Source organism: Kitasatospora purpeofusca, assembly GCF_036010405.1.
In the GTDB taxonomy this organism is placed as follows: Bacteria; Actinomycetota; Actinomycetes; order Streptomycetales; family Streptomycetaceae; genus Kitasatospora; species Kitasatospora purpeofusca.
Window position 1 is genome coordinate 3,330,410 of the sequence record NZ_CP108561.1, and the last position, 26,457, is coordinate 3,356,866.

Genomic DNA, 26,457 nt, shown 5'->3' on the forward strand with positions numbered 1-26,457 from the left:
CAACCAGGAGCCCCTGATGCACGAGACGAGCAGGCTGTCGGTCTGCGTCATCGCCCACGACCTGAAGACCGACCGGATCGCCACCCTCCTGTACGGGCAGCGCAGTTGGACCCCCGGGCCCGCGTGGACGATCCCGGGTGGAAAGGTCGACCCCGGGGAAGAGATCCCCGATGCTGCCGCCCGGGAGCTACGTGAGGAAGCCGGGCTCATCGCCAAGCCGTCCGACCTGCGCCTGGTCCACACCATCCAGGCCAAGGAGGGCTGGGACGGGCGCGGCGGGTTCCTGCTGTTCGTCTTCGCCACCAGCGAGTTCACGGGCGAGCTGGTCAACGTCGAGCCGGACAAGCACCTGGAGGTGCGCTGGCACCCCGCCGCCGGCGTCCTGCCCAGCCCGATGTTCCCGACCTCCAAGGCCGCGGTGGAGGCGTACCTGGCCGGCGGGCCTGCGTTCTCCACCCACGGATTCGATCCCGCCTCCGGACAGCGGCAGCTCGTCGAGACGTGACCGACGCCAGCTGGCACCGTGCCGGGCGAGTGTGCTCGCCCGGCACGGTGCCGGCTGGCTCGGCCCTGCCCGTCCGCACCGGCTGCCCTGCGGCTACGCCGGTCCCTGACGGCACTGGCGCCCGACCCCAAAAAACCGCGTTCCCCCTCTGCGAAAGGGAGTATGTGACCAGCACACCCAAGACCTCGACGGAACCGGTGCCGGACAGCGAGCAGCTGTTATTCGGTGGGCCAATGCGCTATAGCTACGGCTGGGCCAAGCACGAGATGGCCAGCGGCGAGGTGACGTTCTGGGCGGTGGCGCGCCAGATGCCGCGCTTCCTGCGCCTGGCCGGGCGGATGGCGTGGCAGGCCGACCGCGCGGCGCTGGTGACCCTAGTCGGCGCCGAGGTCCTGCGCGGCCTGGCTGCCGCCGTCGCGCTGATCGCCACTAACCACGCGCTGGCCGCACTGCTCGCCCCCGGCCAGGTCGGCGACGTGCTGCAGGCCGCGACGCCGGCGATCGTGGCGGTCGGGGTGATCGCGGGCCTGTCCTCGGTGCTGTCCGCAGCCTCGGGCTGGGCCGGAGGGCGGCTGGAACCGGCCGTGTTCCGCAGAGCCACCATCGAGTTCCTGGGCATCGTCGGCCGCTCCGAACTGGAGGCGATCGAGGACCCGGCGTTCCTCGCCGAGGTGGACAGCGCCCGCTGGGGAGCAATGTCCCTGCAAAACATCATCGGCCAGGCCACCTCCGTCCTCACCGCCACCTTCGGCCTCGTCTCCGCCGCCGGCGTCCTGTCCGTCCTCCACCCCGCCCTGCTGCCGATGCTGCTGCTGATCACCGCCCCGCGCGGCTGGGGCGCCGTCCGCACCGCCCGGCGCCACTACGCCTCCACGCGGGCCTGGCTCCAGCACTCCCGGGCCAGCACCGCGCTGGCGGACATGCTGATCCGTCCCTACTCCGCAGCCGAGCTGCGGGTGCACGCCTGCGGACCGTTCATCCTCCACCACTACGAGCAGATGGCCCGCGCCGCCGAGCAGGAACAGGCCCGCCTCGCCGGAGCACGGGCCCGTACCGACCTGCTCTCCGCGACGCTGGCTGGCGCCGCCACCGTCGGCGCCATCGCCCTCCTGGGCTCACTCGTCATGAGCGGGGCGATCCCGCTCGCCGCCGCCGGCACTGCCGTGGTGGCCATCCGCACCGGCTCGGCCAGCATCGGCGGCCTCGTCTCCCAGATCAACCGGCTCTACGAGGAATCGCTGTTCGTCCGCGACCTCGACCAGCTACGACGCGAGGGCCACCGCCGGGCCATCCCCACCGGCGGCACCCCCCTGCCCGAGCGCCCCGAGACCATCACCGTCGAGGACGTCTCCTTCACCTACGACGGCCGCGACACCCCCGCACTGGACAACGTCACCCTCACCATCCCCCAGGGCAAGGTCATCGCCCTGGTGGGCGCAAACGGTTCGGGCAAGTCCACCCTGGCCAACATCCTCTGCGGGGTCTACCAGCCACACCACGGCCGCGTCCGCTGGGACGGCATCGACACCGCGACCGCCGACCGCGACCAACTCTTCAGCAGCGTCGCCCTCCTCGCCCAGAACTTCCAACGCTGGTCCTTCACCCTGCGCGCCAACCTGCTCCTCGGCCGCCCCGAAGTCCCCTGCGACCAGCAGCAGCTGGAGACCGCCGCCGACTACGCCGACCTCCACCCGGTGCTCGAAGAGCTGCCCCACAGCTGGGACACCCTCATCGCCAAGGGCTTCGAAGGCGGCGTCGGCCTCTCCGGCGGCCAGTGGCAGAAGGTCGCCCTCGCCCGCACCAACCTGCGCCTCACCACGCCCGACGCCCATGGCCGGCTTCCCGCCCTCGTGGTGGTCGACGAACCGACGTCCGCGATGGACCCGGAAACCGAAGTCGAGGCGTTCGAGCAGATCCGCCAACTCACCGCCCTCGGCGTCACCGTCATCCTCATCACCCACCGGCTCGGCGCCACCGCCAAGGCCGACCGCATCTTCGTCCTCGACCACGGCCGCCTCGTAGAACAGGGGAGCCACTCCGAGCTGATGGCCCAGGAACCGGCCACGCGTTACCGCGAGTCGTATCTCCTCCAGGCCGCCCAGTACGACCTCGGCGACCGCCTGCCCCACCAGGCCGCCCCGACGACCGCCAGTGCCTGACCCGCTCTTTCGGTCGTCTCCGATCCGAGCCGATCCGGCCCGCAGGAGAAGCCAGTGACTGCACCGACCCCGTCCGAGGCCGCAGCCGTCCGCCGCCACCTCGTGGGACGACCTGCTGGCCCGCGGCACCGAGCACATCCAGCGTGCCTTCCACGAACTCACCGCCGCCACCAGCGACTACGTCGGGCACAGCCCGGACCTGATCTGGGGAAACCTGAAGACTCCCGCGTACGCGCAGGAGGTCCTGCGCAAGTCACCCCCTGGGGCGGCTGGAACGACAGCAAGGAGAACCCCCCGAAGTGATCTCGTACAAACTGCTCGCCGAACAGGCCCTCGCCGAAGGCGTCCAGAAGCTCGCGGCCGGAACCGTGGTGCGCGACCAGCAGGGCCGCGTCCTGATGCTGCGCCGCAAGCAGGACGACGTGCTGCCCGGCCTGTGGGACTACCCAGCCGGCGGACTGGACGACGGCGAGGACCCCAGGGATGGGGCGATCCGGGAGCTGGCCGAGGAGACCGGCATCCACTGCGCCGACATCGAGTACGTGCGGGCCCTGGACTTCGTCAACACCCGAGGCCGCCTGACCCGCCAGTTCATCTTCACCTGCACCGTCCCGGACGAGACCGCGGTGGCCCTCTCCGAGCACGACGCCTTCGGCTGGTTCCGCCCGGACGAGCTGCCGCCGACCAGCGACGGCTACCGCGAGGTGATCGCCTGGCTCACCCACCGCCTCGCCGCCGGCTGGAAGCCCGCCAGCCGCTACCTGGCCACGATCGACCGGCCGATGACATGGGCCTGCTTCCTGGTGCGCGACCACGAGGGCCGCATCCTCGGGATGCGCAACTCAGTGGACACCGAACGCTGGGACTGGCCGGGAGGGAACTCCGAGCCCGGCGAGTCCCCGTTCGACACAGCGCTGCGCGAGGCCCGCGAGGAGATCGGCCTCGACCTGCTCGCGGAGAACCCGGACCCAGTCGGCCGACAGCGGCTGATCGCCGTCATCCACCAGCAGGCCGACCACGTCCGCCCCGTGCCGTCGATCGGCTGGATCTTCGACGGCGGCACACTCACCGAGGAGCAGCAGGCCCGCATCGTCCTCGACCCGGCCGAGCACTGCGAGTTCCGCTTCGAGACGGACTACAACTGGCGCCACTTCATGACTCCGGAGGAGTACCGGCAAGACCTCCAGGTGCTGCGCGCCGCCCGCTCCGGGCGGGTGCTCTACATCGAGCGTCCGACCCCGGAGCACCAGGACTTCGAGGGCATCGTGGTGTTCGTCACCACCCCGGACGGCGAGCTGCTGGTGCACCACCGGGACGAGAAGGAGGGCATCGCCTGGCCGGGATTCCGAACCCCGATCGGCGGGTGGCGTGAGCACGACGAGACGCCGCCCGAGACCGCGACCCGGGAGGTGTTCGAGGAAGCCAGGATCACCATCACCGACGTCCGGGAGCTGCCCGGCCCCCGCCACGAGCGCGTCTCGGCGATGACTCGCGTCCTGCACGCGGTGTACACCGGCCCGAAGGACGCGATCCGGCTCGGCGACGAAGGCCAGGGCATCGCCTGGGTGCCCTTCGCCGAAGTCGCCGCGCTCAAGACCCCGCCGTACGTCGCCCACTACCTCGGCCTGATCGGAGCCTGACCATGTCCGACTTCTACTGCGAGCAGGTGCTCAACGGCCTCACGTCGGTGGACACCGTCCAGGAGACGGACCTGGTCCTGGCCTACCACCACACCCGGCCCAGCTACCCGGTGCACATCGTGGTCGTGCCGGAGCAGCACATCCCCTCGCTCGAAGACCTAGGCGATCCCCGGCCCGCGGCAGCGGGGCCCCTGGGAGTGGGACATGCTGGCCGTCCTGAAGATGCACCTGCTGGAAACGCCCGCCGACGCCACCACCTCCGAGCAGGCCGAGGAACTCAAGGCCAAGCTTCTCACTGTGCTGCAGGCTGCCACGGCCACGCTCACCCAGGCGCCGAAGCCCTCGGTGCGCACGGTCGGTAAGCGGGTCCAGCCCAAGCGCCAACCGAAGCGCCAGCGGAAGGGCAAGTAGTAGGCGGCGCTCCGGGTTGGCCGGAGCGCCGGCGGCAGGGCCTCCGCCCGATGTAGCGGGTGGCCAGCTCGTCATCCTACGGACGCAGCCTGCGACATGCTCTAGGGTCAGATGCGGCTGACAGGCAAGGCGCCTCGGGGCCGGAAGGGTGAACGAACCGATGCTGGGACAACGTCGAATCGCGGTTTTCGGTGCGGGCTACATCGGCCTCGTGACGGGCGCCTGCTTCGCGAAGCTGGGGCATGACGTCGTCGTTCGCGACATCCAGAAGGAGCGCGTCGAGCTCCTCCGGAGCGGCGGGGTTCCGATCCATGAGGACGGGTTGGCGCCGCTGATCGCGGAGAACGCCGGCCGCCTGACGTTCACGTTGGACGCGGAAGAAGCCGTTCGCAACGCCGACGTCGTGTACGTGTGCGTGGACACCCCGTCGACGCCCTCCGGGGATGCCGATCTGTCCAGGATCTGGCAGGTGATCGAGACCCTGCGGGATGCTCGTCATCTGGCGGCGGTGGTGGTCAAGAGCACGGTGCCCGTGGGCACCGGCGCCAGGGTCAGGGCCGCGATGGACCGCGCCGGTCTCCGGCATGTGGGGTACGCGTCGAACCCGGAGTTCACCGCCGAGGGCCACGCCGTGCGGGACTTCATGCACCCTGACCGGGTGGTGATCGGCGCTGACGATCCCGAGACGGCCAAGCTGGTCGCCCAGCTGCACGAAGGTGTCGACGGCCCGATCGCCGAGATGGACGTCCGCTCGGCGGAGATGGTGAAGCTGGCAGCCAACGCGCTGCTGGCCACGAAGATCAGCTTCACCAACGAGATCGCGACGATCTGCGAGGCCACCGGCGCCGACGTCGAACACGTGGTCCGCGCGGTCGGCCTTGACCACCGGCTCGGGCCGCACTTCATGCGGCCTGGCGTCGGCTGGGGCGGCTCCTGCTTCCCCAAGGACTCCCGAGCGCTTCGGGCCCTGGCTGGCAACGCCGGGTACTCCTTCCAGCTGCTCACCTCCGTCATCGAGGTGAACGACCTGCAGCCGAGGCGCGCGATCCAGCGGCTGAAGGACGAGCTGGGCGGCGCCTTTCACAACCGGACCGTCGCCCTGCTCGGCGTCGCGTTCAAGCCCGGAACGGACGACGTTCGCGAGGCCCCGAGCACGATCATCGCCTCCCGGCTCCTCTCCGAGGGCGCGGCGGTCCGCTGCTGGGATCCGCTGGTCCGCCGGCTCGACACCGCGCCCTGGTCGTCGACCACGCGCTGCACCACCCCGCTGGAGGCGATGACCGGCGCCGACGCGGCGATCATCGTGACGGAATGGCCGGAGCTTCAGGACGTCGCCTGGGACCAGGCTGCGGCCCTCATGGCGCGTCCCCTGGTCTTCGACGGCCGCAACCTCCTCGACCCGCAGCGGATGGCCTCGCTCGGCCTCACCTACATGAGTGTGGGTCGCACGACCGTCCGAGGTTCGGCCTGATCCGAAACGCGATGGCCGGGGCAGCGAGTGTCGCTGCCCCGGCCATCGCGTTTCGCCCTCCCGTGAAGTGGCTACCGGGCGGCAGTCCTCCGAACGGAACCGGTGGAGCTGAATGCGCAGCCCTGCAAGTCACCTACGCCCGGTCGAACCCACCCACTGCGCCCAGTCGGCCAAGCTTGCTGGTCGCTATGCGCGGATGCTCGCCAACACCCTGTCGTACATGTGGCCGTACCGGTCGGTGATGGTGCGCCAGCTGTATTGCTGGACGACGAAGTCACGGGCGTGGCGTCCGCGCCGTTCGATCTCCCCGGGACGGGTGAGGGCCTCCAACAGGGTGGCGTGCAGGTCTTCGGCGTCACCCGGCACGGTGAGCCACCCGGTGGGCCGGGGCCCGTGGGTCTGGATGGTGGCGAGGGGGCCGCCGCTGGCAGTCGCGACGACCGGGGTGGCGGAGGCCATCGCCTCCAGGCAGACCAGCCCGAACGGCTCGTCTACGGAGGGCGTCACGAACAGGTCGCTGGCGTTGAGGCCGTCGATCAGGCCGCCGTGCGGTCGCCATCCCGCGAAGTACACGTCGTTGCCGATGCCGAGGCGTTCGGCCAGGGTGTGCGGGTGTTCGCCCTCCCACTCGCCCGGGAAGCCGCCCAGCACCAGCAGGGCCGGGCGCACCGGCGCGCTCTCCTTAAGGGCGGCGAAGACGTGGAGCAGCAGATCCAGGCGCTTGAAGTCCAGGAAGCGGCCCATCCACAGCAGCAGGGGGCGCCGGTTGCCGGCGTCGTCGCGCAGCATGCGGTCCACGTCGGAGTGGGTGTAGGTGATCGTGCCGGGGCCGTGGCCGGGCAGCCAGCCCTGCGGGTCCTCGACCAGCCAGCGGTGCAGGAGGGTGCGCTTGCCGGTGTCGTCGAGGGTGGGGTGGGGCTGGAACAGGTTGGTGTCGACGCCGTTGGGGATGACCTCGAGTCGGTCTTCGGGGATGTGGAGGAGCTCGTGGGCGAGGGCGCGGTCCTGCTCGGAGACGGTGACGATGTGCTCGCTGCTCTGGGCGTGTTCCCGCAGGGTCTGGATCCAGACCTCGGCGTGGGCCCAGCTGCGCCAGCGCTCGCCTGGCGGGTTCGCGGTGCGGTCGTCGGCCATCTCCTCGCGCCGGGCGAGTTCAGCGACGCTCAGGCTGGTGGCGGCGGCTCGACGCACACGGTCCAGAGCGCCCCGGAGGAACTTCAGGTCGGTGCCGTGGAGGGTCGTCACCACGGTGCGCTCCAGGCGGCGGGCCGCGGTGTGCTGCGGGGTGAGGTGGTGCAGGTGGAGCAGGCCGCCCTCGCCGGCGCCGTGGTCGGCGAACTGCCGGGTCCAGTAGTCCTCGAGGTGCGCGTTGGTGCGGGGGGAGACCGCGGCGAACACGCGGTCCGGCACGCCGGGGCGGTCCTCGTAGGAGGGGTGCAGGGGGACGGGCATCTCCAGGGGGTCCAGGCCGGCCCCGGGGACGGTCGCGGCGAGGTTGTAGTCGGAGGCGACCAGGTGGGCCGGGTCGTAGAAGGTGGGCGCGTGGGAGTAGTCCCCGGGCTCGCCGAGGGATCCGGCGAAGACCCGGGCGGGGCGGCCCTGGGCGCGCAGCTGTTCGGCGAGGTTCTTGGCGACGAGGGCAGACCCGCCGCGGGGGTAGAAGATGAGGCCGTGATCGACGGGGACGAGGCGGTTCATGCGGCTCCTTGTCTGTGGTGCGCTGTTTGGTCAGGGCAGGTCGACGAGGATCGACGGGCAGCGGATCGCGTCGTGGTGGTTGGTGGCGATCAGCTGGTACATGGCGGCGTAGACCCGGTGGGTGAGGGTCTGGCCGTCGAGGAAGGCGATCTTGTCGGTGACTTCCGCGCGGGCGGTGCGGCCAGCGGCCATGGCCAGGAAGGCGGCGGTGATGTCGCGGGGGGTGACGGCGCTGCTGGTGTGGGCGTCCTGGTAGACGGTCTCCCGCCGACCCGTGGCGCTGATCAGCGGGTTGCGCCGGTTCTCGACGCGGATGGTGTACGTCTCGCCGACCGCGTCGTTCTTGGTCAGCCGCACGTGCTGGAGGTTGCCCTGGTGCAGGTCGATGACGTACTGCGACATGCGGCCCTTCTCGCGGAACGCGACGTCGTCCTGAACGTCGCGGGCGAGCGTGCCGACGGTGCGGTTGGACAGGGAGTTGGAGGTGAAGGTGTAGGTGAGAACGCCGTGGAAGCGCTGCTGGGAGTCGAGGAGTTCCACGGTGAAGCCGAAGTCCATCTCGGCCAGGAGGACGCGCTCGGGGAGGTCCGCGGCGGGCATGTCGGCCTCGGAGCGGGTCCGCAGGAGGGTGGCGAGGGCATCGTTCTGGCCGTTCGCCAGGTGGTCGCCGACGCGGCGGACGTACTGCAGGGTCAGGCGCAGCGCGCTGATCTGGCCGGGGGCGAGCAGGAGGTAGCGGGTCAGCTCGTCGAGGTAGTGGTAGCTGCTGAAGCTGAGCGCTCCGACGCCGTGGGTGTAGCCGTGGGCGTTGCCGAGCGCGTACTCCTCGGGGAGGCGGAAGTGGCCGCCAGCGACGTCGATGCGGCCCATGGTCAGGGGCTGCTTGTGGTTGTCGTGGATTTCGCGGATCAGCTCGCCGACGTACAGGAAGGCGTCGTTGGCGCGTCGCCGCAGAGGTACCGCGAACAGGTGGCCGGGCCGGGCGCGGTGGGTTCGGAGCAGGGTGTCGAAGCGGTGGTGGATCTCGGCGGCGCGCTCGGGGTTCCAGGCGGCGTCCTCGACGCAGACGATCGGCTTGTCGCACAGGACGTGGATGCCCTGGTCGGTGGCCCACTTGAGGTAGGGGTAGTGGGCGACGGGGTCGCAGGCGACGATGACCGCGTCGAAGCGGTGTTCCTGGTGGGCCTGCTGCAGGCGGTGCTCGAGCCGGTCGGGTGTCTCGCCCGTGCGGGGCTTGATCCACGCGGGCTTGTCCCGCTGAACGAGGGTGTCGAGGTCGGGCATGTGGGCCAGGAGCGCCGGGTTGTAGGGGTCGCGGGGGTCGCAGATGGCGGCCACGCGCACGGGGGTGGCGTTCTTCTGGAGGGCGAGGATGGCCGGGATGTGGTTCTCGGCCGCGGCCCAGTGGCCGCAGCCGCCGACCAGCAGGACGCTGATTGGCCGCGGTGCAGGTGAGGGCATGGTGGTGCCTTCCCGGGCCGCCACGATGTGGCGGCCCATCAGGAGTGAGACTGGGCAGGCGGGTGGTCTGCTCAGAGGTCGAGCAGTTCGGTGACCAGGGCCCGCAGGTGCCGGCTGCCGCCAGTGCTGAGGGCGTGGTCTCGGATCGTCGCCAGGGTGGCGGCGTCCGTGCGGCCGAGGGCGCCGCGCACCTCGGGCAGGTAGGGCAGGGCAACGGTGAGTGCGGTGACGCCCAGCGAGGCCAGGACAACGGCGCCCGCCGGGTCGCCCGCCAGCCCTCCGCACGCGGACACGGGGATGCCGTGGTCGGCGCCCGTCTCGGCCACCGCCCGCACGGTGCGCGTGACGGCTACGTGCAGCGGGTCGATGTCGCGGGCGAGGTCCGCGCTGGTCCGCGACATGGCCGTCAGGTACTGGGCGAGGTCGTTCGTGCCGATGCTCAGGAAGTCGACGTGTCCGACGAACTGGTCGACGGCCAGGGCGCAGGCCGGGACCTCGACCATCACGCCGAGCGGAAGGGCGGGGGCATCCATCTCGGCCTGCACCGTGCGGGCCGTCTCGGCGGCCTGGAGGAATTCCTCGATGCGGGTGACCATCGGGAACATCAGGCGCAGCTGGGCTCCGTCGTCGCGGGCGGCCCGGTAGGCGGCCCGCAGCTGCGGCAGGAACAGGTCCGGTCGGCGCAGGCTCAGGCGCAGGCCGCGCACGCCGAGGAACGGGTTGTCCTCGCGGGGCAGGCCGAGTGCCGGCATGTCCTTGTCGCCGCCGATGTCCAGCGTTCGCAGGGTCACGGGGGCACCGTCGACGGCACGGGCGATCTCACGGTAGGCGCGGTAATGCTGTTCCTCGTCGGTGAGGTCCTGTTCCCGGCCGAGGAACAGCAGCTCGGTGGCGAGCAAGCCGAGACCGTCGGCGCCGGCCTCACCGAGCTCGGCAGCCTGGGACGCCCGCGTGATCGTCCCCGTGAGGGTGACCGGCGCGTTCCCGGCGTTGGCTCGTGCTCGCGGCTTGGTCAGGCGGCGGTCGCGGTGGGCGGTCGCGGCGGCCAGGTCGCTCCCCGACAGCCCGCTGTAGAGGGCGCCGGTGTCGCCGTCGAGGGCGCACATCGCCCCGTCCGAGACGGCCAGAACCGAGTCGCCGGCCGCGACGATCGTCGGGATTCCGAGGCTGTAGGCGACCTGCACGGCGTGGGAGGTGGGACCTCCGGCGGCCGTGCAGAACGCGGAGATCCGGGTGAGGTCCAGGGCGGAGGTGTCTGCGGGCGTCAGGTCGTGGGCGATCAGGATGTGGGGGCCGTCGACTTCGGGCTGAGGGCTGTGCAGTTGGCGCGCCGGGGCCACCGCGAATCCGCGGGTTCCAGCTGCTCCGTCGTGCCGGATGACAGATCCGGAGAACACCAGCGGGTTGTCCTTGGCTCCGTCCGCGCTCAGGTCCTCGGCGCTGCCGCCCTCGATGGGCTGGGTCGGGTCCTTGCTGCTGGCTGTGGAGTTCATGTCGGTGCCTCCGTCGTCGGGAACCGGGATCGTCCGAGGTGCGCCGGTACGACCGACCGGGTGTTGGGCAAGGTCGCTGCTGCGGCGAACCGTTGTGGCCGCAAACTGGCGCGGGGCCGCCGGCCGCGCGAGTTCCGTGCGCGGCGGGTCCACCAGGTCGGCAGGTCGGCGGGATCGCTACTGTCCGCCCGCACCGGGTGGTGACGGAAGCCGCCGCGCGTTGCCTCGTGCTGCCTCGTGTTGCTCCCTGTTGCCTTCGGGTACACGGGACTTGATCAGTGATGACGCATCGTCAAAGCTGGAGCTGACACCACTGCAGGGAGGGCATCGTGGCCAAGGCGGTCGAGGTCGGGCAGTCCATCCACCCGCTCACCGCGTTGCTGGTCCGCGACGGGCTCAGTGCCACGCGCTACCTCACGCGGATTGACCAGGCGCACCAGGAACTGGGTTTCGGAGCGATGGCTGTTCGCAGGGAGAAGCTCACGCGGTGGACACGAAAGGGCGTGACCCCCGAGCGGCCTGCACTGCTGGCCATGGCCCGTTACCACGGCATCGACCTCGCGGACGTCGACCGTTATGGCTGGCCGGACTTCCTGTACCTGGCGCTCCACGACGATGGCGTCGTCCTGGAGTCGCCCTGGACGGCAGCGGGTACGGTCCTCTCACTGACTGACCTAGGAGGTCACGTGGACCGGCGCGCCTTCCTCATCACGTCTACCGGCGCGCTCGGGGCGATCCTCGCCCAGTGGACCACCGCCGATCCCGCACTCGCCCTCCCGACCACGGGCCGCCGGCTTGGCGCGAGCGACGCCCAGCTCTTCGAACTTCGCCTAAACGCACTTCGGCACCTCGACGACACCGTGGGATCCGAACAGGTCTACCAAGGCGCCGTCTTCGAACTGCAGATGATCCGGGACCGGATCAAGAACGCCACCTACACCGAGGAGACCGGCCGGCAGCTGTTCGCCGCCGCAGCCGAGGCGTCCCGGCTGGCCGGATGGTGCGCCTACGACGAGGGCCGGCACGCCGCCGCCGAGCGGCACTTCGTCACCGCCCTGCGCGCCGCCGCCACCGCCCAGGACCCGACTCTTGGCGCCCTCGTGCTCGGGTTCTGGGCCAACCTCCGCTACAACGCCGAGAAGAGCGATCCCCGGGGCGCGCTCCACCTGATCGACGCGGCGATGTCCGACCGGAAGAAGATCTCCTCACCCCGCGTACGGGCAATGCTCCACGCCCGCGCGGCCCGAGCCCATTCCAAGGCCGGCGAGAGCACCGCCGCCTACGGTCACATCGACGAGGCGCTCGCCGCATACGAAAGCGCCGAGGCGATCGAGGCCGACCTGCCCGCCCTGTACTGGCTGTCACGGGGCGAGATCCACCAAGTCGCCGCGAGCTCGGCGCTCAGCCTGGGCGAGCCTCGAAAAGCTCTGGACCACTTCACCGCCGCCGCCACCCAGGAAGACCCGTACGACACCGAACGCGAGATCCGCGGCACCGTCATCTACGAGGCCCGACGCGCCGAGGCCCATCTGGCGCTCGGCGAACTCGACGCCGCCGTCGCCATCGGACACCACGTCATCGACGCGATGGGCGGTGTCGACTCAGCCCGCTCCACCAGCACACTCGGCGACCTGCGCACACAGTTGCGCCGGCACCGGCACGTCCCGACCGTCGCCGAGTTCCTCAGCATCTCAGCCTGACCTCAAGCTGTTGGCCCCTTCGGGCCGACGGCGCCGGACGTCCAGAAGGCTTACCCGTCTGTCGGCACGATCGCGAGCCCGGCCGATCAGATGGGGTGCGCGCCTGGACGTCCGGCGCGACTCCGGCTGAACGCCTGTTCCCGGAGTCGCGCCGCCAGTCCGAAACCCGCGTTGGGCACCAGGCTCGGCTCTACCTGTCCAGCGTCCGGTGGTACGGAGCACTGCTGTACATGGAGCGGGTGAACCTGCGCGGCCGGTCGCCGTTCCGGTAGGCGCAGCCACGGTGCGAGACCCGGTCGTTCCGGAAGATCAGCATCTCGCCAGGTGCGAGACGGACGCGAGCGGAATGCCCTTCGAGCGCCGGCCCGCGCAGGTAGTCCAACGCCCGTTGCAGGGCGGGGTTCCCCGGAGTGTTCCACAGCTCAGTCGTCCCGTCCGAGAAGCGGGTGGCCAGCTCCCCATCGGCCCAGCCGAAGGCCGGCCCTGCGGCGCGAAGGCGCGCGGAGTCCGCCACGGCGATGGTCGCGAATCGCGTCAACGCCTCGGAGTGCTGCAGGCTCAGCGCCGCCTCCTCATCGACCACCGACAGCTTCAGGAACGCCTCGCAGGAGAAGAACAGTTCCGTCTCGCCACCGGTGTGCGCCTGTTCCAGGCAGTGCAGAACGGTCGTCTTGATCCCACCGAGGGGTTCCAGCAGGCCGTCCACGTGGAACTGCTGGCCCGTCATCTCGGACCACGGCAGCACCGAGGTACTGTCCCGGGGAATCTCGTTGTACGGCCCCACCTGGCCCACCACCTCACACACCTCCGGATCCCTGTAGAGAACCGGCGTGTAGGCGTCGGACAGGCCCAGCGATCGGGCGATGTCCCTGTGCGCGTTGAACGGGTCGTCCTCCAGCGCGGGCGCCGATATGACGGCGTACCCGCGTTCATTCACTTCGGAGATCAGTTCAAGATCCGTCACGTGCGAGCCTCCTCTTGCATGTGCTGCGGGATTCCTGCGGCGGTCTCGAGTCGGACACATCGCGCGCTCTTGGCCGATCTGTCCAGGGCGCCAGACCCTTCGCGGTGCCCAGCGCTGCGAGCGGACGGACTGGCTTGGTCTGCCTGGCCGTCACGTAGTCGGCACCGATACCGTCGTCCACCCCAGCCTTGGCGTTGGCGCATCTCTGGGCAACGGCCGCGACATAGAAGGCAACACGAGACGACAGGCGGGAACGGTCAACTGCCGGATGGGGGCAACAGGCGGCAACGACGAGCCCGATGTCGCCGAGACGGGGCCTCTGCCGAGCGAGCAATACCCAACTCAGTACCGGTCGGACGGGCGGCCCGCCGCCGTACAAGCGGTGGAAATCCTGTTGCCCACCCCAGCCCGCTGCCGCTTCCATTGCAGAATGGAGACGACAACTCGCTCTCTGAGCGCGGCATTTCAGCGTGACGGCTACTGCGTCGTGCCCGACGTCCTCAGCGCCGGGCACGTTCGCCGCTGGCGTTCGCTGATCGCGGGCCATCTGGTGGACCAGCCGCCCGCGCCGGGGCTCACCGGCCCCTACTTCCTGTGGCCGGCTCTTACCCACCACGCCGCCCTGCGGGCCCTCTACGAGGAAAGCGGCATCAACAGCGCCGTCCGCCCGTTCCTGCGGCCCGACCTCGCCCTGCCGGACCCGGAGGTCGCTCAGCTGGCAATCACCCTGCCTCCGCACCCACGCCACCCCGGCGCCCCACACATCGACGGTCTCACCCCCACCGAGGACGACGGCCGCCCCGGCACATTCACCGTCCTGGCCGGCCTCCTACTCACCGACCAGCGCCAGCACGACCGCGGCAATCTGTGGGTGTGGCCGGGTACGCACCTGAGCACGGCAGCGTGGCTGCGCCGCCATGGCGCGGACGCACTGCGCGACGCCGCTCCCTACCCGCCCGTGGACCTGCCCGCCCCGCTCCAGGTGACTGGCGCGGCTGGAAGCCTGGTCCTCGTCCACTACCTCCTCGCCCACAACATCGGCGGCCACTTCGGCACCGCCGACGACGAACGCCGTGAGACCGTGTACTTCCGGCTGCGCGCAGTCGGCCATCGCGAGCGCTGGCGCGCAGCAGTGACGGACCCGCTGTCGGAGTTCGCGCTGCCGGATTAGTCGGGGCTTCGTCACGGGCGGCGCGCGATGATCGCCTCCGTGCGGATCGTCTGCTCGAAGGTGCCAGACGGGTCGAAGGCCAGCAGGGCCTCGCGGACGTCGTTCACGAACGCCTTCGTATCCGGGCCGAGTTGGCGCGGGCTGCTGTAGCTGTAGGAGAGCTGCAGGCCGGCCACCTCGTCCGCGGTCCGGGTGATCGTCCGGTCCCAGTGTGCGGTCTCAATCCGGGAGTACGGGGAGCGGGCCAGCACGTCCTGGTGGCGCTCGGCCGGGTGCGCGTAGGTGCCGCGCCCGGCCCGGCGCTCCGGGCCGAGGTATCGAACCCGGACCTCCCTGATCACCTCCGACCAGGGCTGCGGCGCGATGTCGCCCCGAGGCCCGCCGGAGGCCAGTACGATCGCACCCCCCTCATCGATGAGAGCGTCCAGATCCCGGGCGACGGCGACACGATCCATCCAGTGGAAGGCGGCTCCGACGGTCACCAGCCGTAGCGGCGGCAGGTCCATGCTGGCCAGTTGCGCCGCCTCGCCCAGACGCCACTCGATGTTGGTCACGCTGGCGGCTGCGGCGAGCGCTCGGGCCTCGGCAAGCATGCCCGGCTGCGGATCGACGGCAATCACCGAGCTCACCAGGCAGGCCAGGGGCAGGGCCGCCGCTCCAGTGTCGGTGCCCAGATCCAATGCGCACCCGGTTCCGTCAAGGCCGATGCGTTCAGCGACGTGGGTGAACATCCGCTCGTCGTAGCCCGGCCGATAGGCCGCGGCGAACTCGCCGGCAATGGTCGCCCCAGCGAGGGCCGTGTGTTTCACCACCGACGACGCGGTGATCGTTCTGGCAGGTGTTCTCACCGTTACACCGACGACCAGCCTCGGGGTTGCTGGTTCGCCGATACCCTGGGCACGTCCATCGCCGAACTCCTCACCCGGAATCCGGACATGGACCTGTCCAGGTCCTCATCACCGCGCAAGGCCCCGTCGCTGCAGACCACGCGCTTGTGCCCGGCTCGTCGGTTTCCACCCGTCCGGGGGCTGTCGCGCGGCTGGTGCTCCTCCTCTACGTAGACGCCCCTCAGCCCGCACTACCAGCCACCCGCGCGCCCGCCCCGGCGACACTGACGTCACGACACACCATCCTGCCCGCACGGGTTGGCCGGGTTCGAGCCGAACATGCGCGATGCGATTTACCTCCCGACGATGAAGCTGAGCACCTCGGGCATGAACTCTTCTTGTTCCACCTCGAAGCCACGTGTTTCCACCTGCTCTGCGAAGCGTCGAACTTGGGGTGCGACGGCAGTGTCCTCGATGAGCCGCCGAAGAGTTCTGGATCCCGCATACGTCCGGTCGCGCCGGGCTTTGGCACCCGGCATCAAGCCGACGTCAACAACCACTGCGTGTGGAACACTCGCGATCACGAGACTAGCGATATGGACGCCGTCGGTGTCGGCGTCAGGGACCACCCAAGCCCTTGGGCAAGTTGAACCGAGATTCAACAGCACGTGGTGGAGCTCTTCACCGCTGAACCCACTGCACCAGACGACCACGTGATCTGGGAGGTGCCGGGCCAGGAATGCTGCTGCCTCCTTGTTCTCCACGACGACCAGCTCAGTTGCGCATGTGTTCAGCACCATCGGATCTGGGGTGAACGGCACCGTGACCAGCACGCCGAGCCCCTGCATCTGAAGGTGGCCGCGCCCTTGGCGGATGGTCAACGGTCCCGAGATCGCCAGTTCGGGGTACTTGAGGACGCCGAGTCGCTCGCGGACGGCCTTGTTCACCCCAATGTCGGTCAGGGCTTTGTCAGCATCGACGGCCTTTGTGTCGTTTCGCAGTCGGCTGGAGAAGTCCCGTACTCCGAGGAAGACCTCGCCGCTCAGCAGGGCGCGAGCGGCTGCGACATAGAGGTCCAGCCGCCCCGCGTCGCGTGGTAGTTCGAGAGCGGCAGCAAGTGGCGCAGCCTCTGGTTCCTGTCTGCGGATCTGCTGTGCGAACGAGAGTGCTTCCGTTTGGAGTTCGGCTCGACGATCTACGGCGTCGCCCTTGGCTCTGGCGGCGTAGGTACGGGTGGCTTGGGTCTGTTCCCACTCCACGAAGTCGCCCGCCCGTTTGTCGAGGCCCGGCGGCTTGGTGGTGACTGTCACTACATCAGCGAGGATCAGAGAGCTGAGCTGCTGGAGTGCGGGGTAGCGGCGGGTGACTGTGACACCTCGTCTGGTGGGAGAGGCGAGGACGAAGCGGCGTTCCTTGTCGTCCATGGAGTCGAGTGCCTGCTGCGCGGCTTCCGGTGCCGGTGGCCGAATGGGCTTGATTTTTAGTGCTACCAGGCGAGAGCGGCCTTTCACAGCTCCGTCTTCGTACCGTTCGCGGTAGACGGGATAGGCGCCGAGTCCCGTCGGCAAGCCTTCGACCGGGGCAGCCGAGGTGCTGATCACGGTGCGGGTGCCGTTCTCGCTTTCGGGAGTGCTCACTGCATGTACTCCCTCGGGATGCTGCCGGAGATGGCGGGAAGGTCGACGTCCAGGTCGCTCATGACCATGGGCTCAGCATTGAGAATGTCGCCGGGGTAGCGCGACAGGTTGATCAGCGTCGAGCAGTGGGGGCGCAGAGAGTTGATGTCCTGGCTCTGTACGGCGAGGATCACGGTGATCCCGTAGTCGCGCGCGATGCGGCGCAGGGCTTTGGCGACTTCGCCGACGTTGCGTGTGTCGAGGTTGTTCCCCGCTTCGTCGATGATCAGCATGCGTCCTGCCGGTGTGCCACCGGCGACGAGGGTCGAGGCGGCGAGGAAAGCGTGGAGGATGACGTACTCGGCGGTGTTGCGGTCCCCTCCGTGATAGGGGATGGGGTCAGACCCTGGCTTGATCCACTCAGGGCGGACTTCCCATCGCAGGGGGTCCTCTGGGGCGGTGGGTGCGCGGTGACGTACGTTGAGCTTCACCCGGCTCTGGCCAGCCGAGTCGAGCAACGAGTTCAGGCGGTTCTCGGCCTCCACGAAGAGCGCCTGGAGGTTCTTGATCAGTGTTTCCCTGTTGCCCTCGCTCCATTTGATCGTCTCGGCGATGGAGGTCTCGGATGCTTCGAGGGCCTTGCGGCTGCGCTCGCTGCGGGCGGTGATCGCCTGCAGTTCCTCTTCGCCGCCTCCGCTGTGGAAGTCGATCCACCGACGGGCCGGTGCGCAGACGTCGTGGAACGACCGTGCCCTCTCACCGGGGTCGGGAACGCTCTTCAGCCAGTCCAATAGGGTCTCGGCTTCCTTTCGGACCTGCGCGGAAACGTCTGAGGACACGTCGTCCACGCGGTCGGACATCGGGGCCTCCTCTCGGCGCGTACGTGAGCATCCCGCAAGGTCCAGAGCCGTACCGATCTTGTCCCGGGCGGCCCAGAAGGCAGCCTCTGTTGAGGGCCGCTTGCCCTGGGAGTTCACGAGCGCGTGGGCAGTCGTGGCGCCTCCGAGAAGGACCTCTCCCAGCAGCCTCAGCGATTCCGTCAAGCCCGCGACGACGGCGCGCTGGTCATGTTGCTCCTTCTTCTCAGCGAGGGCCTTGGTCTCCGCAGTCGCGATCCGCTCCTTGATGGACTTGATGTCCTGCGCGGCCGACTTGTAGGCGTCCGCCGCCTTCGTGCTGTGGATGCGAGCCTTCGTTTCAGCGACTTTGGCGTCCTCGATATCCGCCTGCACTGTTTCCGTCTGGCCGTTCAACTCTGCGACTTTCACCCTGAGTTCGATCATCAGCGCGGCGTTTCGGCAGCATTCTTCCCAAGCGTCGGCGTCCTCGCGATCGCGCTTGGCCTGTTCTTCCATCCGCTGCGCGGCCTCGCGCTCTCCAACGGCTCCCTCTAGCCGTTTCCGTGCTGCGGCCGTCCTGGCTGGCCGGTCCGTCATGGGCACCTCGAAGCCGCCGTACAGGCGAAGACCTAGAGGTCCGTCTTCCACCGCATGAGGGCCATCCGCAGCACGGACCCGCGCTTCCAGAGCCGCCAGGAAGGCGTGATCCAGAGGAAGGGTCACGCCTGGTGGCGAAAGCTGGTCCATCGGGAGCAGCGAGGAGCCTGGGAGGAGCTGTGCCGCTGCAAGGGTCTTCTCGACGGCCCGCAGGTCGGTTCTCCGAACGATGACTGTGTCCGCGTGGGCGGAGAAGCGCGCCTCCCACTGGTGGCGTTCGTGCTCCGGGAGGTCAGCCAAGCTGATGGCGTCCAGCAGCGGCGTTGCCGACAGGTCGGCGCGTTTGAGAGCGGTGACGATCTCGCCCGCCCGCCCCGATTGCCCTTTCGCTTCCTGTTCGTAGGCGGCACGTAATGCCTTCTCATTGGCCTCGGCGTCCCGTACCGCGTCACGGGCGTTGACAGCGGCTTCATGTGCCTCTGCCCGAGCGGCCAGGGCCTGCTCCAGCGCACCGGCGTCGCCTCGGTCAGCCCGATCGGTGATCTCCGCGATCCGACGTCGCAGCAATCCACACTCAGCCTCGATCCCTCCGAGGCTTCGGGTCAGGTCAGTGCTCTTCGCTTCGGCTGTACGCAGAAGGACGCTGGTTTCCCTGACTCGGCGGGCGAGTTCATCGGTGTCCTGGCAGATCTCGAGCTGCCCTTTCAGGACATCGATTTCCTGCCTGGTGGCTTCCAGCTTCTCTCCTGCTTCTCGTGCCCTGTCCGAGGCGACCTCGCTGTTGTGTTCGTCGGCGACGATGCGGGCAGCGAGGTACAGGTTCCAGTCGGCCTCGGCCTCGTCGAGCTTGGCGCTTGCTTCGAGCATGCGGGAGATCGCCTTCAGGGTGATCTCGTCCTGTTGCTCCTGTCGACGCAAGGCCTCTTTGTCGGTTTCGAGACCGCGCTTGTGCTCGAAGATCTCCTGGCGTGTTCTCTGCTCGTCGATCAGGAGCTTCTTCTTGCCCGCAAGGCTGATGAGCATGTCCGCGAGGGCTTCTGGTTTGTGAGGCTGGCCGGCCGAGGCGAGGATGCCGTCGTCGATGCTCTTCTCGCCGCGCTTGCGGAGGTAGGCGAGGCACCGGGTGCCGTTGCCGAATAGTGCCTCGGCATACTTGCCGGACGTGAGAGCGGGTCCGGCAAGACTGTTCCACACCTCCGTCGCGTGGGTGGCGCAGTCCTGCTCGGTAGGGCCAGCTGCGAGGTGGATCCCGGGTGCGAACTTGACCTGAACGAACGGGTCGGTACGTTGAATGCGCATCCAGACGGTCACCGCGGTGGTTCGGGGTTCGCCGTCCCTCCAGTAGACGCTGACGATGAAGCCGTGCGGCGCATCGGAGACCTGGTTGGTCTCCGCGGCATTGTGGTTGAACAGAAGGTTGCGGGCGTGGTGTCCGATCCCCCCGCGAAGCCAGTCCGCGTCAGCGTTGGCCAGGGCGATGGCGCTCGCCATCATCGATTTGCCGACCCCGTTTGATCCGCCCTCTGGTCCCGTGCCGGTCAGCAGGGTGACGTCGGCCCTGCCCACGGGGATGACGGTGCTGGGGTGACGGCCGATTCTCACGAGCTGGAACAGCCTCAGGGACTTGGCACCCACGGCACCCAATGCCTCGAGTGGCATGGCGAGTTGCGGTTCGTCTGTCACGCGGCGGCTCCTGTGTCGGCTGATTCAGCGCGGTGACGTCGGCGCAGCTCGTCTGCGACGAGGCTGTCCGGGTCGGCGAGCATGATGGCGTTCTCCCGCAGCCTCTTGGCTTGCTCCGGGGTGAGCCGTTGGAGGAGTGAGTCCTCAAGGTGGTTGCGGTGGTCGATGAGACCGAGGGTTCGCAGCCGAGGCAGGGCGTCAGCTATGTCCTTGACGCTGAGGCATTGGCGGCCATCAGGTCCCTTGTGGTCCCGTAGTCGGCTCTCCATCGTTCGACCGCGTATGGCGGCGCCCCCGGACTCGGGGATCAGTCGGTCATGGAGGTAAACGAGTGCGAGCACCGCGAGGTCTGTGGTGGTCAGGCTTGCGAGCGGCACCCGGAAGGTCGGGAGGACAGACGGGTGCCAGCTGCTGATGTAGCCGGTCACCTCTGATCGGCCGCTATCTCGAATGGTGGTGACCTCGTTGAGGGTGCGGCCGAGGGTGGCGAGAAGTCGCTCGACCTCTCTCCTGGTCCCCGGCTCCTGGAACTGCTCCCAGTCGCGGGCCGGGAGTGGGGCGTCGGCGGCTTCCAGCGCCCGGACGCAGTCGATGACGTCGTTCTCGACCCATGACGACTTGGCAGTCACGATTTCCGGGGTGTGAGGGGTCGGCGCGCTGTGCCGTTCGTCTCCGCGGTGGGGATAGGAACGATGGTGTCGCAGCTGTGTGGCGGCGTGGGTAAGCACGGCGTGAGTCGAAGGACTGAAGGTTGCCGCGCCAGGACCGAGGCGCAGTGCACGCTGCGGGAGGAGTTGCAGCAGCCCGGCATGCGGGAGGGTGCGCTCGAGTGCTGGTACGGCCCAGGTGTGTGCTTGTTTGTCGGTGCACTCGCGAAGCAGAGCCACAACATCGGCGAGCGGGCGCTGGGGTGGCTGGTCTCTTTGGGTCAGGAGGGTGTAAGCCGCAATGAAGGCCACGACTTCCTTGGGGTTAAGGCGATTTCGAGGAAGGCGGGGATTGTCCGTGGATGCCGCCGGCTCTTCGCCGGACCAGCCAAGGACGGCGAGCATTTCGCCGCCTTCCTCCTCCACCAGATGGATGCGCAGTCCGGCCTCAGTGGCAGTCTGTTCGAGGGCGGTGAGCGACAGCTGCGATGTGGGGAGGATCCCGCCGCTATGACGCAGGCGGGCCATGGCCACGGCCGTACCGTCCGGTGTCACTGAAGAGGATCCCTTCGGTCGGGGGCTCGGCGCAGGCTCATCGGCGTGACCCAGGACGGGCGCCTTCTGAAAGGATCCGGATCACCGTGCTGTGGGGGCTCCTTGCGACTGTGGAGCCTGTATCGGGGGTCGAGGGACGAGAGCTCGATGAGCTTGCAGAACAGTTCGGAGCCGCTGTGCCACGGGCGGGACAGAAGGATGGGCGTCAAGTCGATCTCGTCGTGTTCGCCGAGCAGCTCGTCCGCGATAGCCCGTAAGAGGTGGTCTTGTGGTTCAGGGAGCGGGACGGCGTCTCTATCAGGGCGCTGCGGGATGACGTCGGCGGCCGGTTCGAGGAGAAGTTCTTCGACCGCACATTCAATGGCAGCCGGGTCGAGCCAGGGGCGGACGCTGTCGAAGTGGATGCCGTCCCAAAGGGCAGCGAGCTCTTCGATGGTGGCGCTCTTCGCAGCCCGGGCCAGGGCGGCGGTGTGGAGTTCAGCCTTTCGGTCCAGGCGTGCTTCACGGCGCAGTAGTTCCGTCAGGTCGCCGCGGACCCCGATGTACTTCGTGACCGCCGTGATCATGCGGTCTAGGTCGTCGGCGAGCTCGTGAACCTTAGTGAGGTTGTCGACGGCTCGAGCGCATGCCAGCCCAATGCGATCGGCCAGGTCCTTGGTGTCCACCTTTCCGAGCTCGATGGCAGCCGGGACATCGTTTTGGACGATCACCTCGCGCAGCGCACGCGCCCGTCCGTGGACCAACCCCCGGAAGGCACGTAGCTTCTGACGGAGTTCGTCAGCCTCAGCTCCCGGGGCTTCCAGGCCGTTCATGAAATAGGTGAGGACCTCCATCAGGACCTGATGGTTGAGCGTGTCCGTCACCATGGGGAACAAAAGCAACCCGACGTGGCCGGCATCTGCGAGTTCCACGTGCGTGTCATGCAGCTTGCCTCTGACCAGCCGGACCGAGCCCGTGGCAATCAGCTGGGTCAGACGGGCCTTAACGGTGTCGCGACCGAAGCGACCGGTCAGCCTGACGTACAGCTCGCGGATGGGGAAGCCGCTGTCGTCCTCTCCAGCGGCCAGCAGATCGCAGACCGCCTTGGCACAGTCGATCTCCATGTCACTGAGGTTGAGGCCGGCTGCACTGGCGATCACCGGCCCGAAGACTCCGGCAGCGTTCCTTGACCGGACGGAGCGGAACTCCAAGGCCTGCCGCGGGATGCCGGACAGCCTCGGCAGAGTGCTCCCATCGAGCCCTTGGCCTTCCGCGTCTTGCTGCGCAGGTACTCCAATTGGCTGCATGCCCGGAACCTAACCGACGCCTCTGACAATCAACCATGGAGTGAAAGGCTCTCCCCAAGCGGACGTCGACATTCCAAACCGGCGTATCGAATTAGAGTTCGACTACAGCCCTCGCCTTAATTCAGATATGCGTTCGAAATGGCATCGAGAATGCCACCTCTGGCCTCCTTAGACGATCACTGCCGAGGTTTCCACGCCGTCAGGCCTCGCGGTGCCGTAACGCTGCCTGCCCAACTCGGCCCAGCACTCCCTGGCCGCCAGGCTGCCAGGCTGGCCCGCACGCAGGCCCGTCCGGCCTAAGGCGTGTCTGATAATTGATCTTGTGGCAGGTCGAGGCGAGTTGACGGACGCGGCGTGGGAGCGGATAGAGCCGCTGTTGCCGCAGGTGGACGGGCGTGGCCGTCCGTGGCGTGATCATCGGCAGGTGGTCAACGGTGCTGTGGCGGCTGCGGACAGGGGCTCCGTGGCGCGATCTCCCGGAGCGGTACGGGCCGTGGCAGACCGTCTACGAGCGGTTCGCCCGCTGGGAGGCCGACGGCACCTGGGCGAAGCTGCTGGAACACGTCCAGGTCCGCGACGACGCGGTGGGCCGGGTGGAGTGGACCGTCGCCGTCGACTCCACGGTCAACCGGGCCCACCAGCACGCCGCCGGCGCCCGCAAAAAGGGGACGCAGACGGGGACGAACTGGAAGATCCGGGCCGCTCGCAGACGCGCCAGGCCCTCGGCCGGTCCCGAGGAGGGCTGACCACCAAGGTCCACCTCGCCGTCGACGGCCGGGGCCTGCCGCTGTCGATCGTGCTCACACCCGGAAACGTCAACGACGCCACCGCGTTCGCCGACGTCCTCGACGGGATCCGCATCCCGCGCGCCGTCACGGGCCGCCCGCGCACGACACCGGACCGCGTGCTCGGCGACAAGGCCTACTCCAGCAGGGCGTTCAGGCACCTGCTACGGCGCCGGGGCATCGCCGCCACGATCCCCGAACGCCGCGACCAGGCGGCCAACCGCCGCCGCCGAGGGCGCCTCGGAGGCCGGCCGCCCACCTTCGACAAGGAGATCTACCGAGACCGCAACGTGGTCGAACGATGCTTCGCCCGCCTCAAGCAGTTCCGCGCGATCGCGACCAGGTTCGACAAGCTTGCCAACCGCTACCGCGCCGGAGTCGTCCTGGCCTCCCTGATCCTCTGGCTCCGCGAACCCGCCAGATGATCATTTGTCAGACAGGCCTTAGGTCAAGGATGCCAGGAGCCGGGTGCTCCGACGAGTGAGAACATCTCGCCTGACCCTTGGTCAGGTCGATCAGGCCCCGTCTGAGCAGGACGGCCGGCGTCACTCTCGCGCCTTCGTCGAGTGCCGTCTCCTCTCGCAACCGCGTCGGGGCACCCGGACAGGTTACGGCGACCCGGGCGCAGCCGAGGAGTGGAGGAAGCTGCCGTTCACAGTTAAGGCTGCTCCGGCGCTAACAGATACACGGCTGTCCAGGCGGCAGCCGACGGTGCTTCAGACTGGCAGATGAGGACTGGAGTTGCCGCTCCTGCTGATCTTCAGAAACGCGAGTGCGAACGGCAGCCACCGTAAGCAGCGAACGAGTCTTGCACTCGCTCGTCCCGTAGCGCGGCTCTCCCCTCGGAAGGCCGAGATCACGCTGATACTGCAACGGAGTAGGTGACGGTGTCGCACCGGCGGACCCGCTCAGCCGTGATGGTCCCTGCGGGAGGGTTGGCCCGGTCGTGGAGGTGCGGGGTGCCGTCGGTGATCGCGTTGCTGGAGGTCTGGGAAGCGCGGGTCCAGGAGGACCTGGAGTCCGGGCTGGAGGTGCCGTCACCGTGCAGGAGCTGACCCATGCGCTGGAGGCACGCGGCTGGCTCCAACGGAAGCGGGGCCTGTTCAGTCCGGCCACCGGAGTTCTCAGCGAAGAGATGTCGCTGGAGGGATCGAGTCGATATTCGCTCCAGGCGTCTGGGCATGCGGGCTCCGAAAGAACGTTGAGTCCACCTCTCATAAATGCCTCGTCCGGGCTGGGCCAGGATGCTCTTGGCATGAGACAAGGCCCTGACGTGGTCATTTAACCCACTGCCCGTCAGAACTTAGCCCAGATCCTGCCGAAGGCGGCGGAGATAGGCGTCGATCTGTGTCAGCCCAGGCCAATCGCTTCCCCGCAGATGGGAGGTCTCCGTCCGAAGTCGGTCGCCGATGTCCAGTGCCTGGGGGAGATCTTCCGCTGCTGCATACAGGCTCATCAGTCGTGCGAGGGTATCCAAGTGGCGATTGACGGCGTCCTCGTCGTCGGGAGCAGGTGTGGTCTCCGCGACGTGGTCGAAAGCCCGGATGGCGGCGCTCGCCTCACCTAGTTCCATCCGACACTGCGCGGTGTAATACCAGCACAGCTGTGCTTGCTCGTCACCGTCGCCATAGCGATTGGTGTATTCGTGGGCGAGCGGTTCGAACAGGGCGAGCGCCTCGCGGTGGCTTCCGGCCAGGAACTTCACCTGGGCGAGGCTGAACTGCATACCTTCCCTGAGCTCTGGATCAGTGGCCCTTGCGATGGCCTCGTCCAGAGCGTCGGCGGCCTGGGTGAACTGGCCCTTCTGAGCCAGCCGAGCTGCCCGGTCCGAAATCGCGTCAGCTTCCTGCTCGGTCAGTGCGACGGAGCCTGCCTGCGCCGCCGCCGACGGGACTGCGAGTGGCGAGGGCACCACCACGGTGGGCGTGTAGGAAGCGGTGACGCCGACATTGCGCGCCCGACCGCCGAAGGGCCGCAGGAACGGCAGTCGGGGGTCGAGGACACCATCGCCGGTCATAGCGAGGGTTTCGGCGTTGGCACGAACGAGGGGCAGCAGAGCGTCGTAGACCTCCATCGCACCTATGCGCTGCTCGGATTCCTTGGTGAGCATCGCCAAGAGCAGCTTCTCGATGTCCGCCGGTACATCCGGGCGCAGGGAGCGGACGGGAGGGGGTGGGGTGTGGACGTGGTGCCACATGTGGGAGCGGCTGTCGTCGGGGGTGAAGGGTGGCTTCCCGGTCAGGAGTTCGTGGAGTACACAGGCGAGGGCGTAGACGTCGGCGGCGGGGCCTACGGCGTTGGCCAAGCTCTGCTCGGGTGACATGTAGGGCGGGGTGCCCACGGTCATGCCGACCTGGGTGAGCCGAGGCAGGGTGCCGACTCCGCGCAGGGCGGCGACGCCGAAGTCGAGGACCTTGACCACCCCTCCAGGGGTGATCATCAGGTTGGAGGGCTTGATGTCGCGGTGGACGACGTCGTGGTGGTGCACGGTGTCGAGGACGGAGGCGATCTGGGCGCCGACGGCCGCGGCCCAGGAGACGGGGACCGTCTCGTTCTCGTAGTCGGTTTCGTCGATGAAGGTCTGCAGCTCTCGGCCCTGCAGGAGCTGCATGACCACGAACAGGCGTCCGCTGGCCTCATCAGTGCCTGTGTCGTAGACAGCGGGAACACCGAGGTGTTCGATGCCGGCAGTGATCTGGACCTCGCGCAGAAAGCGGGCTCGGCGGGTCTGCAGAGTCTCCTCGAAGGCCGCGCCCTGGAATCCGGACGGAACCGGGCTTTCGGCCAGCATCATCTTCACGGCGACCCGGCGGTCCAGGCGTTCGTCGTACGCCTGCCAGACCTCGCCCATACCGCCCGCGCCAATGGGCGTGTGCAGCCGGTACCGGCCCGCGATGACGCGGGCCGGCACTCCGGGGTCGGAGGACGGCGTGCCGTGCACCATGCTCG

Annotated in this window: 18 protein-coding genes and 2 pseudogenes; 10 read left to right on the plus strand and 10 right to left on the minus strand. The window is 68.6% G+C overall.

Features of this window, described 5'->3' with window-relative positions; genetic code table 11:
• Nucleotides 1-16 precede the first annotated feature (16 nt).
• The 6 genes and pseudogenes from OG715_RS14500 (at nucleotide 17) to OG715_RS14525 (ending at nucleotide 6,186) form a co-directional block, all read left to right on the plus strand.
• A complete protein-coding gene (locus OG715_RS14500) occupies nucleotides 17-505 on the plus strand; it encodes an NUDIX domain-containing protein (RefSeq protein ID WP_266269158.1) in 489 nt (162 codons plus the stop codon).
• Between the two features lie 233 nt (nucleotides 506-738).
• Nucleotides 739-2,664 carry an ABC transporter ATP-binding protein gene (locus tag OG715_RS14505; RefSeq protein WP_266269159.1) on the plus strand — a complete coding sequence of 642 codons (1,926 nt, stop codon included), beginning with the start codon at nucleotides 739-741 and terminating at the stop codon, nucleotides 2,662-2,664.
• 299 nt (nucleotides 2,665-2,963) lie between these two features.
• The gene (locus tag OG715_RS14510) at nucleotides 2,964-4,304 is read left to right on the plus strand and encodes an NUDIX hydrolase (protein WP_266269160.1); all 1,341 of its coding nucleotides are present in this window, start codon (nucleotides 2,964-2,966) and stop codon (nucleotides 4,302-4,304) included.
• Nucleotides 4,305-4,306: 2 nt separating this feature from the next.
• Nucleotides 4,307-4,456 (plus strand): annotated as a pseudogene (locus OG715_RS14515) (HIT domain-containing protein); the annotation flags it as partial.
• A gap of 52 nt (nucleotides 4,457-4,508) precedes the next feature.
• On the plus strand, nucleotides 4,509-4,715 hold the full coding sequence (locus OG715_RS14520) for a hypothetical protein (RefSeq protein WP_266271860.1): 207 nt from the start codon (nucleotides 4,509-4,511) through the stop codon (nucleotides 4,713-4,715).
• A 148-nt stretch (nucleotides 4,716-4,863) separates the two neighbouring features.
• Nucleotides 4,864-6,186 (plus strand): UDP-glucose dehydrogenase family protein, encoded by a 1,323-nt coding sequence (locus tag OG715_RS14525; RefSeq protein ID WP_266269161.1) that lies wholly within the window; start codon nucleotides 4,864-4,866, stop codon nucleotides 6,184-6,186.
• 186 nt (nucleotides 6,187-6,372) lie between these two features.
• Here OG715_RS14525 and OG715_RS14530 read toward each other — a convergent pair whose 3' ends face one another.
• The 3 genes from OG715_RS14530 to OG715_RS14540 are packed head-to-tail and all read right to left on the minus strand — an operon-like array spanning nucleotide 6,373 to nucleotide 10,838.
• Complete coding sequence (locus tag OG715_RS14530; RefSeq protein ID WP_266269163.1) at nucleotides 6,373-7,884, minus strand: glycosyltransferase family 4 protein; 1,512 nt, start codon at nucleotides 7,882-7,884, stop codon at nucleotides 6,373-6,375.
• A gap of 30 nt (nucleotides 7,885-7,914) precedes the next feature.
• Nucleotides 7,915-9,384, minus strand: a complete 1,470-nt coding sequence (locus OG715_RS14535; RefSeq protein WP_266269165.1) for a Gfo/Idh/MocA family oxidoreductase — start codon at nucleotides 9,382-9,384, stop codon at nucleotides 7,915-7,917.
• A 32-nt stretch (nucleotides 9,385-9,416) separates the two neighbouring features.
• Nucleotides 9,417-10,838, minus strand: coding sequence for a putative PEP-binding protein (locus OG715_RS14540; protein ID WP_266269166.1), 1,422 nt, complete (start codon nucleotides 10,836-10,838; stop codon nucleotides 9,417-9,419).
• A 329-nt stretch (nucleotides 10,839-11,167) separates the two neighbouring features.
• Here OG715_RS14540 and OG715_RS14545 point away from each other — a divergent pair, with 329 nt between their 5' ends.
• A complete protein-coding gene (locus OG715_RS14545; RefSeq protein WP_266269168.1) occupies nucleotides 11,168-12,538 on the plus strand; it encodes a transcriptional regulator in 1,371 nt (456 codons plus the stop codon).
• 190 nt (nucleotides 12,539-12,728) lie between these two features.
• Here the strand turns inward: OG715_RS14545 and OG715_RS14550 are convergent, their stop codons facing one another.
• Nucleotides 12,729-13,502 carry a TauD/TfdA family dioxygenase gene (locus tag OG715_RS14550; RefSeq protein ID WP_266269169.1) on the minus strand — a complete coding sequence of 258 codons (774 nt, stop codon included), beginning with the start codon at nucleotides 13,500-13,502 and terminating at the stop codon, nucleotides 12,729-12,731.
• A 430-nt stretch (nucleotides 13,503-13,932) separates the two neighbouring features.
• On the opposite strand from OG715_RS14550, the gene OG715_RS14555 reads away from it, so the two are divergent.
• Nucleotides 13,933-14,673 carry a phytanoyl-CoA dioxygenase family protein gene (locus tag OG715_RS14555; RefSeq protein ID WP_266269171.1) on the plus strand — a complete coding sequence of 247 codons (741 nt, stop codon included), beginning with the start codon at nucleotides 13,933-13,935 and terminating at the stop codon, nucleotides 14,671-14,673.
• Between the two features lie 11 nt (nucleotides 14,674-14,684).
• Here OG715_RS14555 and OG715_RS14560 read toward each other — a convergent pair whose 3' ends face one another.
• From OG715_RS14560 to OG715_RS14575, 4 genes are all read right to left on the minus strand, one after another.
• Nucleotides 14,685-15,521 (minus strand): class I SAM-dependent methyltransferase, encoded by an 837-nt coding sequence (locus OG715_RS14560; protein ID WP_266269172.1) that lies wholly within the window; start codon nucleotides 15,519-15,521, stop codon nucleotides 14,685-14,687.
• Nucleotides 15,522-15,853: 332 nt separating this feature from the next.
• Complete coding sequence (locus tag OG715_RS14565) at nucleotides 15,854-17,137, minus strand: hypothetical protein (protein WP_266269173.1); 1,284 nt, start codon at nucleotides 17,135-17,137, stop codon at nucleotides 15,854-15,856.
• Entirely contained in the window at nucleotides 17,134-20,235 is a 3,102-nt protein-coding gene (locus OG715_RS14570) for a hypothetical protein (protein ID WP_266269175.1), read from the minus strand. Before OG715_RS14570 ends, OG715_RS14565 begins: the two co-directional genes overlap by 4 nt.
• The gene (locus OG715_RS14575; RefSeq protein ID WP_266269176.1) at nucleotides 20,232-20,864 is read right to left on the minus strand and encodes a hypothetical protein; all 633 of its coding nucleotides are present in this window, start codon (nucleotides 20,862-20,864) and stop codon (nucleotides 20,232-20,234) included. The genes OG715_RS14570 and OG715_RS14575 overlap by 4 nt, the downstream gene beginning before the upstream one ends.
• A gap of 63 nt (nucleotides 20,865-20,927) precedes the next feature.
• Between OG715_RS14575 and OG715_RS14580 the strand changes: the two genes are divergently transcribed.
• A complete protein-coding gene (locus OG715_RS14580) occupies nucleotides 20,928-21,440 on the plus strand; it encodes a hypothetical protein (protein ID WP_266269177.1) in 513 nt (170 codons plus the stop codon).
• Here OG715_RS14580 and OG715_RS14585 read toward each other — a convergent pair.
• Complete coding sequence (locus OG715_RS14585) at nucleotides 21,434-22,576, minus strand: hypothetical protein (protein WP_266269179.1); 1,143 nt, start codon at nucleotides 22,574-22,576, stop codon at nucleotides 21,434-21,436. The genes OG715_RS14580 and OG715_RS14585 overlap by 7 nt on opposite strands.
• Nucleotides 22,577-23,045: 469 nt before the next feature.
• On the opposite strand from OG715_RS14585, the pseudogene OG715_RS14590 reads away from it, so the two are divergent.
• Nucleotides 23,046-23,955: pseudogene (locus OG715_RS14590) on the plus strand (IS5 family transposase).
• An 856-nt stretch (nucleotides 23,956-24,811) separates the two neighbouring features.
• Here OG715_RS14590 and OG715_RS14595 read toward each other — a convergent pair.
• Nucleotides 24,812-26,452, minus strand: a complete 1,641-nt coding sequence (locus OG715_RS14595) for a protein kinase domain-containing protein (RefSeq protein ID WP_266269180.1) — start codon at nucleotides 26,450-26,452, stop codon at nucleotides 24,812-24,814.
• Nucleotides 26,453-26,457: the final 5 nt, after the last annotated feature.